The following is a 13418-nucleotide window of genomic DNA, read 5'->3' on the forward strand; positions in this document are numbered from 1 at the left end:
ATCTTGAGAGATATGACCTCTCAAAACTAAACAAAGTATTCGATAAATGTACAGGTTCCGTAATTATTCCTTAGAAAGGAGGTGATCCAGCCGCAGGTTCTCCTACGGCTACCTTGTTACGACTTCACCCCAATCATCTGTCCCACCTTAGACGGCTGGCTCCTTGCGGTTACCCCACCGGCTTTGGGTGTTACAAACTCTCATGGTGTGACGGGCGGTGTGTACAAGGCCCGGGAACGTATTCACCGCGACATGCTGATTCGCGATTACTAGCGATTCCGACTTCATGTAGGCGAGTTGCAGCCTACAATCCGAACTGAGAACGGCTTTAAGAGATTAGCTAAACCTCGCGGTCTTGCGACTCGTTGTACCGTCCATTGTAGCACGTGTGTAGCCCAGGTCATAAGGGGCATGATGACTTGACGTCGTCCCCACCTTCCTCCGGTTTGTCACCGGCAGTCTTGCCAGAGTGCCCAACTTAATGCTGGCAACTGACAACAAGGGTTGCGCTCGTTGCGGGACTTAACCCAACATCTCACGACACGAGCTGACGACAGCCATGCACCACCTGTCACTTTGTCCCCGAAGGGAAAGCCTAATCTCTTAGATGGTCAAAGGATGTCAAGACCTGGTAAGGTTCTTCGCGTTGCTTCGAATTAAACCACATGCTCCACCGCTTGTGCGGGCCCCCGTCAATTCCTTTGAGTTTCAACCTTGCGGTCGTACTCCCCAGGCGGAATGCTTATTGCGTTAGCTGCGGCACTGAAGGGCGGAAACCCTCCAACACCTAGCATTCATCGTTTACGGCGTGGACTACCAGGGTATCTAATCCTGTTTGCTACCCACGCTTTCGAACCTCAGCGTCAGTTACAGACCAGAGAGCCGCTTTCGCCACTGGTGTTCTTCCATATATCTACGCATTTCACCGCTACACATGGAGTTCCACTCTCCTCTTCTGCACTCAAGTCTTCCAGTTTCCAATGCACTACTCCGGTTAAGCCGAAGGCTTTCACATCAGACTTAAAAGACCGCCTGCGTTCCCTTTACGCCCAATAAATCCGGACAACGCTTGCCACCTACGTATTACCGCGGCTGCTGGCACGTAGTTAGCCGTGACTTGCTGGTTAGATACCGTCATCGAATGAACAGTTACTCTCATTCGTGTTCTTCTCTAACAACAGAGTTTTACGATCCGAAGACCTTCTTCACTCACGCGGCGTTGCTCCATCAGACTTGCGTCCATTGTGGAAGATTCCCTACTGCTGCCTCCCGTAGGAGTTTGGGCCGTGTCTCAGTCCCAATGTGGCCGATCAACCTCTCAGTTCGGCTACGTATCATCACCTTGGTAGGCCGTTACCCCACCAACTAGTTAATACGCCGCGGGTCCATCTAAAAGCGATAGCAGAACCATCTTTCATCTAAGGATCATGCGATCCTTAGAGATATACGGTATTAGCACCTGTTTCCAAGTGTTATCCCCTTCTTTTAGGCAGGTTACCCACGTGTTACTCACCCGTCCGCCACTCAACTTCTTACGGTGAATGCAAGCATTCGGTGTAAGAAAGTTTCGTTCGACTTGCATGTATTAGGCACGCCGCCAGCGTTCGTCCTGAGCCAGGATCAAACTCTCATTTTAAAGTTTGTGACTCATTATTTTTACTAGCGAATTGACTTCGCAAATGTTTTTGCTTCTTTATAGAAGCCCTGCACATTTGTTTCATCGAAACTTTGTTTAGTTTTCAAAGATCATATACTTGGTTAGAACAACTCATCTGCCCTAACAGCATAATCTACTATACCGACTTCAATACTATTCGTCAACCCCTTTATTTCAAGGTATTTCGGGTATCCAAAATCACAAAGTTCGTATTTTATAATTTAAAAACAGTTTCATTTTGATTCACTATCACCATTTTAATCTCAAAACCACAAACAAACTCTACTTTCCACTCAAATACTTCGGTTTAATCATCAGAAAATTTTTTTTGAATTTTTTTAGGATACTAAAAATAGCTATTAAAATTGAATATTTCATCAATTAATAGCTACTTTTACTGAAAAATTTTTCTTATTGTACTACTCTTAGTCTTTACTTCGCCAAAGAAATAATATTCTAAACCTGCATTTACTACCGAACCTAGCATTATTACCCAACCGGTATAATTTAACCATAATAACAGAACTATAAATGTACCTAGGGCTTCATAACTTAACAAAGTCCGCGTAAAGTATCTAACATAAATAGAAAAGCCTTGCGATAATCCCAGCCAACCTATTGTTGCTAAAATAGCTCCCGGTAATACTAAAATAAAATGTAATTTAGCGTTGGGGATTAGTATGTAGATCAGTATTATAATTACAAAAATACCAATTGCAGCTGTTGGCCATTTCCAACGCATAAATAAATCTATCCAATTAGTAGAAAGATTCAACAAAGGTGTAATATAATCCAAAGCTATCTGTCCAAAACTAAATACTAAAAATAGCGCAACTATTAACAATCCTAAAACTACTGTAATAAAAATAGAGAATATTCTTCCTAATACTGCACCTGTTCCAGTTCCCTTACCTACTCCATATGCCATATTTAAACCATTTTTTAAAGCATTTATTCCTCGACTAACCGCCCACAGTGCTAAAATACCACTAACAGAGGCAATTCCACCTGAACCTTTCTTTAGCATGGTCTCAATAATTGGTTTTAAAGTCGTAAAAACATTACTTGGAACTATTACTTGTAATCCACTTAAAACATCTGCTTCTTTTAAATTAATTATCGAAAGAATATTTCCTAACAAAATGATTGTAGGTAAGATCGCTAATAATGCATAGTAAGCAATTGTTATAGATGTACTATTTATATTCGCTTCACTCGCACGTTCAACAATTAAGAGAAATAAATCACGAAATTTATGTAATTTTTCTTTCAAATTCATCATTACTTTCAATATTTTTAACGTACACTATTCTTTGGTATTTTTAGTGTAGTTCCTGTTGAAACAGTTCTTTGAGTCAATCCATTAACCTGCATAATTTCTTCAATCGTTGTATTGTATTCTTCCGCAAGCATTGTCAAATTATCGCCTGCTTTAACTGTATAAGTAATATACTTAGATTTTTTAGAACTACTACTACTCATTGTATCTGTTTCAAAACTTGCTTCTTCATTATTTTTCTTTGGTTCAGATTCTTTTTTAGTAACTTTTACTCCATATTTTTCACGCGCAACTTTTTTGTTACTTTCATATTCTGCTTTCTGCATCGCTGCAGTTGGCATTGCTCGCTTAACAATTATTCCCTTTACAGGAGTTACCATCACTAACAAAATAGCGATAAGAATTACTGAGATAATGGAATAAGCTATCCATCTTCTTTTTTTCTTATGTATCTTTTTCAAAATTTTCACCTCTAAAAAATTAATTAGATTAATTAACATACCTAACCTATTATAAAATTAAAAAGCCTGAAAAGAAACAAAATCTTTTCAGACTCCTATAAAAATAATAAATAGTATTATTTAATCTTCTTAGAAAGTTCTTTGATATATTCTTTCAATTCATCTCTTACTTCAGGATGACGTAAACCGAATTGAATAGATGTCTTCAAATATCCAAACTTATAACCTACATCATAACGTTGACCCTTAAATTCATGTGCAAATACTCTTTGAATCTTGTTTAAACGGTCAATAGCATCAGTTAATTGGATTTCATTACCAGCACCTGGCTTTTGTGTTTCAAGCATATCGAAAATTTCAGGTGTTAATAAGTAACGACCAATGATTGCTAAATCACTTGGGGCCTTGTCAACATCTGGTTTTTCAACAAATTGCTTAACATCAAACAAACCTGGTTGAGTTTCTGCAGCTGGATCAATTACACCATACTTATTTACTTCTTCATGAGGTACTTTCATTACAGCTAATGTTGAAGCATGTGTTTTTTCATAACGATCAATTAATTGTCTAGTCAAAGGAACCTTATCTTCCATAAGGTCATCACCTAACATAACAACGAATGGTTCGTTACCTACAAAATCTTTTGCCATTAATACAGCATCACCCAAGCCACGTGGATGTGATTGGCGAATAAAGTACAAATTAATATCTGTTGTTTGCTGTACTAATCGAAGTAATTCTGTCTTTCCTTTTTCTGTTAGATTTTGTTCCAATTCTGGTACTGAATCAAAATGATCTTCAATTGGACGCTTACCCTTTCCGGTAACAACTAAAATATCTTCAATACCAGATTTTTTAGCTTCTTCAACAATATATTGAATTGTTGGTTTATCAATAATAGGAAACATTTCTTTAGCTAATGCCTTTGTAGCAGGTAAAAAACGTGTCCCCAAACCTGCAGCAGGAATAACAGCTTTTCTTACTTTCATATCTTTCGTAGACTCCTTAAATTTAAGTTAGTATATCAACAATAAATGTTTATATACTCTCCTTACTGATTATACCAATAATAGCGAGATTTACAAGATTAAAATAAGGGCTTTCATAAAAAAATAAGTACTTAATTGCTAAAAAACAATAAGTACTTACTTTTTTATACTAATCGTCCAATAGATATTTTTTATCTCTTTCAGGATCTTGAGAAGTCAAAATCTTAGGACCATCCTTAGTGATTGCAATAGTATGTTCATATTGGCAAGATAAACTACCATCTGCTGTACGTGCTGTCCAACCGTTAGGATCATCCATTTCTGCTTCCCAACCACCAATATTTACCATTGGTTCGATTGTAATTGTCATACCTTCTTTTAAGCGGACACCTTGTCCAGCTTCGCCATAATGAGGGACATTAGGACTTTCATGCATTGTGGGTCCAATACCATGTCCTATAAATTCACGTACATCGCCATATCCATTTTCATCTTCGACATAATGTTGGATAGCAGCACCAATGTCACCAATTCTATTTCCAACTTGTGCTTGTTCAATCCCTAAATACAAAGCATTCTTTGTAACTTCCATTAGTCTGTCAATTTCAGGAGTAGACTTACCTACAACATAACTCCAGCAAGAGTCACTCATAGCTCCGTGATAGTTAACAACTGTATCTACCTTAACCAAATCTCCATCCTTTAATATTAAGTTCTTTCGTGGAAAACCATGGCAAATTTCATCATTAACACTTACACATGTGGCATACTTATAACCTTCAAAACCAATTTGTTCTGCAATCGCATCGTGTTCTTTAAAATATTTTCTAGCAAATTTTTCAATTTCCCAACTAGAAATTCCGGGTTTGATAATATCTCTCAAGCCAATATGCATTCCAGCTAAAATTTGACCTGATTTTTGCATTTCTTTAATTTCACGTGGTGATTTTAAAGTAATCATTATATTCTTCCTCCAATAAATCATTTCCGACTAATCTATTATAGCACTTATCGCTTAATTTGTGATGATTGGAAATTTTAGCAACCTATTCTGAAATATCTGTTATAATATGGAAATGAAATAATTATTGTAATTTTACGAAAGAAGGGCTTTTAAATGGCTAGTGTAAAAGTTGTATTTGCAACAATTACAGGAAATAATGAAGATGTTGCTGATATTATCGCAGAAGCATTAGAAAACAAAGGAATTACAGTTGACGTTGAAGAAATTTCACAAGTTGATGCTTTTGACCTAGAAGAGTTCGATGGTGTTATTGTATGTCCTTACACATATGACGAAGGTGCATTACCTGATGAAGGAATGGACTTCTATGAAGATTTGGCAGATGTTGATCTATCAGGTAAAGTTTATGGTGTTGCAGGTTCAGGCGATACATTCTATGGTGAATACTTCTGTACAGCTGTTGACGATTTTGGAACACAATTAGCTAAAGCTGGTGCTACTAAGGGTGCTGAAAATGTAAAAATTAATCTTGCACCTGATTCAGATGAAGATATTGAAATCTTAGAAAACTTTGCCGGTGAATTTGCTGCTAAATTGGAGGAAAATTAATGATTTTCAAGCTTTTCAAAAAATATCAAAGCGTAATTGCCTACTTATTTTTTGGAGGATTAACAACATTAATTAACTTTGTTGTATTTTTCATTTTTGACTCTGGCTTGCATTGGAACTACCAAGTGGCTAATTTTATTGCTTGGTTCTTATCTGTTTTATTTGCATTTTTCACCAATAAAGTTTGGGTTTTTGGCTCAAAATATACAACTGTTAAAGCTTTTTTCATTGAAATGTGGTCTTTTTTCTTCTATAGAATTCTTTCCTATTTCATTGATGCGGGTATTATGTTTGTTGGTATTTCTTTACTGCATGCTAATAGTAGTTTGACTAAACTTATTGACCAAGTAGTAATCGTAGTTCTGAATTACTTTTTTAGTAAATTTTTCATTTTTAAAAAACGAGATTAATTAAATATTCTTTTAAAAACCTCCTAATCATTCACACTTTTTACTAATTACGGTAAAATATGTTGTGAGCATATTAGGAGGTTTTCTTTCGTGAATTTCTCATTTGAAAAAAAAGATTTCAAAAAACTATTTATTTGGTATTCAATTTCATTTGTGATAGTCGCTTTTTTTGTTTATGGCTCCTATTATTTTTCAGGCCATTCATTAATTTGGCAAATAGATGGTTCTCAACAACATTTACCTCTATTAATTAATTATCGCAAAGCTTTAATTGAATTTTTACACCATCCCTTTTCTGGTATAACGACTTGGTCTTGGAAATACGGATTAGGTGCTGATACTTTTCAAATTTATTCTTATTATACAGTTGGAGATATCTTTGCTTACCTAACCCTACTATTTCCTGCAAATAAAATAATTTTTGCTTATCAGTTAATGATTATTTTACGATTATATTTTGCTGGATTAGCTTTTACATATTTCGCTAATCATTTCGACTTGAAAAAGTCAGTTATTATTCCAGGAGCGATGGTTTATATTTTTAATGCGTATCTTTTATACGCCAACGTTGCACAACCTTTTTTCACAACTGCATTCATAATTTTTCCACTAATTATCTTAGGTTTAGAAAAAGTTTTGCAAGAAAAATCCGCTTGGATGCTGACATTTGCATTCACTTGGATGTTAATCAATAACTTTTATTTTGCCTTTATTTTAGGCATTGGAGCTATGATTTATTTAGTAATTCGAGTCTTTTTCACTTATCGTAAGACTTTAAATTACTTCTTAATATTTCGGAAGCTCGCAGGTTCTACTATTTTAAGTTTGTTACTGAGTTCTGTACTTTTAATCCCTGAATTACTTGCAGTACAAAACTCTACTCGAGCTGGTAGTACTTTCGCCAATGGATTAAAATTTTATCCACTTTACTATTACTTAGCCTTACCATCGCAGCTAATTAATGGTGGAAACCGTGATTTTTACTTTTGGAGTGCTTTAGGTTTTTCTAGCATCGCCTTTTTCGGAGTAATTTATGTCCTTGCTAAGTATCGAAAATATCCAGTTATGACTGCTATCTTCATCCTTAGTGGGATTATGCTTTTATTACCCGCTTTTGGTGCAGCATTCAATGGTTTAATGTCTCCTTCAAATCGTTGGACTCTAATGCTTTGCTTACCAGTTTCATTCTCTGTATGTATTTTACTAGAACATGTTAAGAAACTATCTCCAAAAATGTTAAAGTACATCACAATTACTACTGCTATTTATATCAGTATTGTAGGTATTAATTATTATTTCCAAAATAGTGAAAAATTATTTATTCCTATCATCTTCTTATTTGTATTTTTAGGTTTGATTTTTTGGTTACGTTTCATTGATTATAAACATGCTTATCGATGGGCAAATATTTTAGTATTGTTAAATGTTATTTTAAATGCTATTTATTTTGAAACACCTTATAATGGAGGTTTTGCTAATGAAATGTTACCAGCTGGTGCTTATGATAAATTGCAAAATCAACGTTATGCTGGTTTAGATTCAGATATTGATAATGATAATACTTTTAAAGTTTCTACTATTAGTAATAACTATTACTTAGGTGAAGACTTTAAAATGTATAACACTCTTAACGAAAAATTGCATGGACTTAGTTCATATTATTCCTTACAAAACAAATATATAGGTCAGTTTGCTTTAAATATGCAAAATGTCCAATATGAAACTAATGTGCCTCTGCAACAGTTTGATGACCGCTCAGTGATCTTAAACTTTTTAGGAGTTAAATATTTATTTACTCAGTTGAATCAAGAAAATGATACTAAAATTCCATATGGTTATCATCTCGATAAAACTACTCGTTTAATCTATGATATAAACCAAAATTCTAGTAAAAACCAACAAACACGTAGATATGCTACTAAAAATAATTTTCCCTTGCTTTATTGGCAAGATACTGCTATCACTCCTAAGAATTACGATAAACTCAGTGTCTCTCAAAAGGAACGCTTATTAAGTAAGGCAGTCTTTACATCTAGTAATAATGCCAAAGGATTGAAAAAAGCTAAAATTTCCAATACTGATGTAATTGACATTCCTTATGTATTGGTTTCTAGTCGTGGAAATGTTATTGATACTAATAACTTAGAAAAACTTGATGCTAATGAAACTTACAAACTTGTTTTACAATTAGATAAATTGAAGGAAAAGAATAATCTTCCTCAAAATGTAGAATTACATGTTGAAATAAATGATATCAAGTACACTCCATTTTCTTTCAAGAAACAAATTGCACTGGAAGAAAAAAATCAAACAGATGATCTAACTAATGGTCTTCTAGCTGCTAATGAAAAATTGACCTACTATAAATACTTTAGATATCATGTTTTGAAGGGATCACCTGATATGAGTTATACTTTAAATATCAGCTCTAATCTTGGAACTGAAACAATTGCTCAACCTCGTCAAAGCAAAACTTCATTCTTTAAAATCGTAAACAGTGGAACCATGAATATGGGATATTTCAAGAATTTACCGGAGACTTTAAAACTTACTCCTTCAAAAATGGGAACTTATAGTTTTAAATTAAAGGTTTATGCTGAACCATTAAATACTAGTTACGATAAAGAAGTAGCTAAAATTCAAAAACATGCACTTCAAAACTTAAAATTCAATAAGCACGGTCTTGAAGGAAAAATAACTACTAATCGTACTGGAATATTAACTTCTTCAATTCCTTATTCTACCGGTTGGACTGCCACAGTAGATGGAAAAAAAGCTCCTGTTATTAGAACTAACCAAGCTTTTGTAGGATTAAAACTCCCTCAAGGCACACATAAAGTTAAATTAGTCTATAATATTCCAGGTTTGAAACTAGGGATGATTACCTCAATCGTTGGATTAATTCTTTTAGCAATTAGTTTGATATATACTAAATTTAAGAAAAAATAATATTAAAAGGAAGCAAAGATTTTTTTGATCTTTGCTTCCTTTTTTAGTTGCTAACTCTTTAATTTAATTCAAACTCGTGTCCATATCCATTAGCTTGTGCTTTTTTTACAATCTTATCTGCAATATAAACATCTAAAACAGCTGTTCCAACTGTTTTAAAAATAGTTATTTCATCATCACTAGTTCTACCTTTTATTTTCCCTGCCACTAATTGTCCTAACTCACCAGTAATCATATCTTTACTAATTTCACCTTTATTTAATGGTTGAATAAAATCACCAGCTTCTTGCCAAACTCCATCAAGAGTATCAAAAACAATGGTTTTAGCTCTTTTTATTGTTTCACATGGTATTTCACACATTTCTGGCGTATATGCTCCAATCCCATTAATATGTGCTCCTGGTTTAACCCATTCATCATTGAAAGTTGCACGTTTTGAAGTAGTAACTGTTGTAATAATATCGGCATTTTCAACACATTCTTTAGCAGTTTGACATGGATAAATATTTTTATTGAATTTATCTGCCATTAATTCAGCAAACTTTTTAGCCCTGCTAAAATCTATATCAAAAATTCTAATTTCTTCTAAATCTCTAACTTCTATCATTGCTTCTAGTTGTGTTGCTGCTTGTCCACCAGTCCCTATCAAAGCTCCAACTTTAGCATCTTTTCTAGCTAATAACTCTGTGGCTGCACCTTGAACAGCACCCGTTCTTAACTGTGTCAAATAAGTACCTTCAATTACCGCACCTAATTCTCCAGTATCAGCATCTAAAGTTATTACTGTCGCTGGCACACTTGGTAAACCCTTAGAAATATTATCAGGATAAACAGAAACGATTTTTAATCCAGCAGCAGCTTGGTTTCCTCCAACATAAGCTGGCATATAAAGATTTTGTCCATTTTTTTCATCTATATCAATATTGGTTCTTAATGGCACCTTAGCTTTTCCTTCAGAATATATCTCTAAAGCTTCTTTATCTGCTTCAATCGCATCTCTCATTGTAAAACACTTTTTTATATCATCTTTTTTTAAAATTAACATTCATATTTCCTCCCTAAGCTTCTTCTTTTTGCTTTGATAACATAGTATAGGCACTATATAGCAAGACAATTACTACTAACCAATTTAAAAGATATGTATTTAGTTGCTTTACCAAGAATACAGCTACTAATACACCTAACACCCCAAAAGTTGCAGTGAATAGAGTTATTTTTCTACTATAGTCATCCAATTTAATAAATTGAACTGAACCAACCGGAACAGAGAATGTACATGCCCCCATCATAATAGGAAAAGCTGCAATTGGATTTAATCCTAGTAAATATACTGTCACCATTGTCAACGCATATGATCCAATCCCAATGTTATTCAACGCACCATATACAAAAAGTAAAAATCCTGCTAAAATCAGTTTCCAACCATATAATTCTGTTGCAGTCCCATTTGAAGGAATTAATTTTAACTGACCAGCAACGATCAAAAGTGAAGCGATAATTAAACCAATCCCTACAAAAACTTTAATGGTTTTTTCTGGCAATTTAACTACAAAACGTGGTCCTAAATATGCACCGATAACTTGGCAAATGATACAAACCAATAAAGTTTTGATACCAACTGATATTCCAGTAATATAGCTCAAAGCCATAACTGCTACAGGTATTACGCATTCTGTATTCAAAGTTCCTGGCAATTTTTTCATGCTTACCCATTTAGCTTTTTGATATAGAACAGTACCAATTGCAAAATCAGAAATTCCAAATGTTGATAAAAAGAATATAATAAATGATGACAATGCTAACCATTTAGAATCAGCTGGTTCTTCCTTAAATTCCTGCTTATGTTTCAATAAATCACGGATAAATACAGTTGCAAAGTATCCGTTTACAATTACAACCATTGTTAATAATATATACCTAACCATTTTCTTTCACTATCCTCTCAATAAATTTCCCTTACTCCTTCAAAATCCACACCATACTCTTTCTTTAGATCTTCCGGTAAATCTCTAAAAATCTTCAAAGTATACGCATCATGTTTTACATATTCTGAAGCTAAACTTATCATAGCTGTATTTTCTGTCCAAATTACATTTGTTGTATGATGATTAATAGTGCCGTACACTACTTGCTTGTTATCTGCAACAACATTAATCCAACGAGAACCGAAATCTGATAACTTATCCTTTTCAAAACCATGGTAATACACATTTTTAAAATCAAAATTATCTTCACTATCTTTGAACAAAATAATAACTACTTTAGTAAGTCGTTTTTCTGCCAATTTTATTAAATTAACCAGCTCATCATCAATATCAGAAGTCCATATTTGAATATATATACTTTCTTTTGCGTTACTGATAACATATTTTATTTTTTCAATCATACTTGTGTAATCATTAATCTTCCAAAGGTGTCCAGCATCTCGTTTAGGTTCTTTAATTTCTTTAAAACCTTGCTTCAGATTTCTTAAGTCATTCTTAAAAATATGCTCAAGTCTTGCTAAAAATTCATCTGTAGGAATTGCACGGTACATCTTATTTTCTGTTTGATTTACTAAAACCATATTCTTTTGTATTAAATTTTCTAAGACATTGTAAACTTTTGAACGAGCCACACCAGATAATTTGCTAACTTCATACCCTGTCATCTGTTCATGATTAATTAAGGTGAGATAAACTTTTATTTCTGATTCATTGAACCCATATTTTCTCATGACTGTTGATATATCAAGCATTTGATCTTTACCTCCTTATAGTAGTACCTTACAGTAACTACTATAATGCAATTGTTGATTAATTTCAAGTGTATTTTTTCACAAAAGCATTTTAATAGTACAGATTGATATCCTTTTCACAAATTGTAAAAAAATAAAACTAGTCGTCAGAAAACAACTAGTCCTATTACTATTATTCAAACTCTATTGGCTTTTTATCTGTCACACCAAAATAATACGCAATTGCATCTAAAATTCGTTCCGATGCCTTTCCATCGCCATATGGATTCTTTGCTTGTGCCATTCTTTGATATTCAGCATCATTATCTAGCAACTCTTCCATTTCTTCCTTTACTTTTTCAGACTCTGTACCGACTAATTTTAAAGTACCTGCTTCTACACCCTCTGGACGTTCAGTTGTATCTCTCAATACTAATACCGGTTTACCTAATGAAGGTGCTTCTTCTTGAACACCACCAGAATCTGTCATAATAAAGTAACTTCTAGCTGCTAAATTATGAAAGTCAACAACATCAAGTGGTGAAATCAAGTGTATTCTTTCTGTATTTCCTAAAATTTCTTTTGCTGTTTCTTGAACTGCCGGACTTAAATGAACTGGATAAATAACTTCTACATCTTCTCTTGATTCAACTACTTCACGAATTACTTTAAACACACGTCTCATAGGTTCTCCCTGGTTTTCGCGACGATGCATTGTTAGTAAAATTAATTTATTATCAGGAGAAACCTTATCTAGAATATCATGGTGATACTCTTTATCTACTGTTTGTTTAAGTGCATCTATAGCTGTATTTCCTGTAATATAGATATTATCTTCTTTATGGTTTTCTTTAAGCAAATTAGCTTTACTTTGATTTGTAGGAGCAAAGTACAAGTCTGTCATCGCATCTGTCATTTGGCGATTCATTTCTTCAGGATATGGAGAATATTTTTCCCATGTTCTAAGTCCTGCTTCCACGTGTCCAATAGGTATTTGATTATAAAATGCTGCTACACTTGCAGCAAATGTAGTTGTTGTATCCCCATGAACTAATACAATATCCGGTTTAGCCTCTTTTAAGATTTTATCTAGATTGATTAGTACATTAGAAGTTATATCAGTCAAAGTTTGTCTGGCATGCATAATATTTAAATCATAGTCAGGCTTGATATGAAAAATATCTAAAACTTGGTCTAACATTTCGCGATGTTGTGCAGATACTGTTGTAATTGCTTCAAAACGCTGACTTTGTTTTTGTAATTCCAATACTAACGGTGCCATTTTTATTGCTTCTGGCCTTGTTCCAAAAACCGTCATTACTTTTATTTTTTTCATTAACATCCGTCCCTCTTCAAAATATGTTTTCATTAAAAGTATAACAAA

The 13418-nt window shown here is 33.8% G+C and carries 11 protein-coding genes and 1 rRNA gene; 3 read left to right on the plus strand and 9 right to left on the minus strand.

Features of this window, described 5'->3' with window-relative positions:
- Nucleotides 1–74 precede the first annotated feature (74 nt).
- The 5 genes from PTA89_RS06495 to map all read right to left on the minus strand — a co-directional run bounded on the left by PTA89_RS06495 (nucleotide 75) and on the right by map (nucleotide 5347).
- Nucleotides 75–1636, minus strand: a 16S ribosomal RNA gene (locus PTA89_RS06495).
- Between the two features lie 415 nt (nucleotides 1637–2051).
- A complete protein-coding gene (locus PTA89_RS06500; RefSeq protein WP_069469104.1) occupies nucleotides 2052–2936 on the minus strand; it encodes a YihY/virulence factor BrkB family protein in 885 nt (294 codons plus the stop codon).
- A gap of 17 nt (nucleotides 2937–2953) precedes the next feature.
- The gene (locus PTA89_RS06505) at nucleotides 2954–3406 is read right to left on the minus strand and encodes a LysM peptidoglycan-binding domain-containing protein (RefSeq protein WP_224757496.1); all 453 of its coding nucleotides are present in this window, start codon (nucleotides 3404–3406) and stop codon (nucleotides 2954–2956) included.
- A 107-nt stretch (nucleotides 3407–3513) separates the two neighbouring features.
- Nucleotides 3514–4386 (minus strand): UTP--glucose-1-phosphate uridylyltransferase GalU, encoded by an 873-nt coding sequence (galU, locus tag PTA89_RS06510; protein ID WP_003702763.1) that lies wholly within the window; start codon nucleotides 4384–4386, stop codon nucleotides 3514–3516.
- 169 nt (nucleotides 4387–4555) lie between these two features.
- On the minus strand, nucleotides 4556–5347 hold the full coding sequence (gene map, locus PTA89_RS06515; protein ID WP_003705135.1) for a type I methionyl aminopeptidase: 792 nt from the start codon (nucleotides 5345–5347) through the stop codon (nucleotides 4556–4558).
- 156 nt (nucleotides 5348–5503) lie between these two features.
- On the opposite strand from map, the gene PTA89_RS06520 reads away from it, so the two are divergent.
- From PTA89_RS06520 to PTA89_RS06530, 3 genes are all read left to right on the plus strand, one after another.
- A complete protein-coding gene (locus tag PTA89_RS06520; protein WP_004564311.1) occupies nucleotides 5504–5959 on the plus strand; it encodes a flavodoxin in 456 nt (151 codons plus the stop codon).
- On the plus strand, nucleotides 5959–6369 hold the full coding sequence (locus PTA89_RS06525; protein ID WP_003702760.1) for a GtrA family protein: 411 nt from the start codon (nucleotides 5959–5961) through the stop codon (nucleotides 6367–6369). The genes PTA89_RS06520 and PTA89_RS06525 overlap by 1 nt, the downstream gene beginning before the upstream one ends.
- A 90-nt stretch (nucleotides 6370–6459) precedes the next feature.
- Entirely contained in the window at nucleotides 6460–9318 is a 2859-nt protein-coding gene (locus tag PTA89_RS06530) for a YfhO family protein (protein WP_255819612.1), read from the plus strand.
- A gap of 58 nt (nucleotides 9319–9376) precedes the next feature.
- Here PTA89_RS06530 and PTA89_RS06535 read toward each other — a convergent pair whose 3' ends face one another.
- The 4 genes from PTA89_RS06535 to wecB all read right to left on the minus strand — a co-directional run bounded on the left by PTA89_RS06535 (nucleotide 9377) and on the right by wecB (nucleotide 13370).
- Complete coding sequence (locus tag PTA89_RS06535; protein ID WP_004563822.1) at nucleotides 9377–10363, minus strand: ornithine cyclodeaminase family protein; 987 nt, start codon at nucleotides 10361–10363, stop codon at nucleotides 9377–9379.
- Nucleotides 10364–10376: 13 nt separating this feature from the next.
- Nucleotides 10377–11243 (minus strand): sulfite exporter TauE/SafE family protein, encoded by an 867-nt coding sequence (locus tag PTA89_RS06540; protein ID WP_003703062.1) that lies wholly within the window; start codon nucleotides 11241–11243, stop codon nucleotides 10377–10379.
- A 17-nt stretch (nucleotides 11244–11260) separates the two neighbouring features.
- Complete coding sequence (locus PTA89_RS06545; protein ID WP_324177077.1) at nucleotides 11261–12055, minus strand: TrmB family transcriptional regulator; 795 nt, start codon at nucleotides 12053–12055, stop codon at nucleotides 11261–11263.
- A 172-nt stretch (nucleotides 12056–12227) separates the two neighbouring features.
- A complete protein-coding gene (gene wecB, locus PTA89_RS06550; RefSeq protein WP_324177078.1) occupies nucleotides 12228–13370 on the minus strand; it encodes a non-hydrolyzing UDP-N-acetylglucosamine 2-epimerase in 1143 nt (380 codons plus the stop codon).
- Between the last annotated feature and the right edge of the window lie 48 nt (nucleotides 13371–13418).

It is taken from the genome of Ligilactobacillus salivarius, from assembly GCF_035231985.1.
Lineage (GTDB): Bacteria > Bacillota > Bacilli > Lactobacillales > Lactobacillaceae > Ligilactobacillus > Ligilactobacillus salivarius.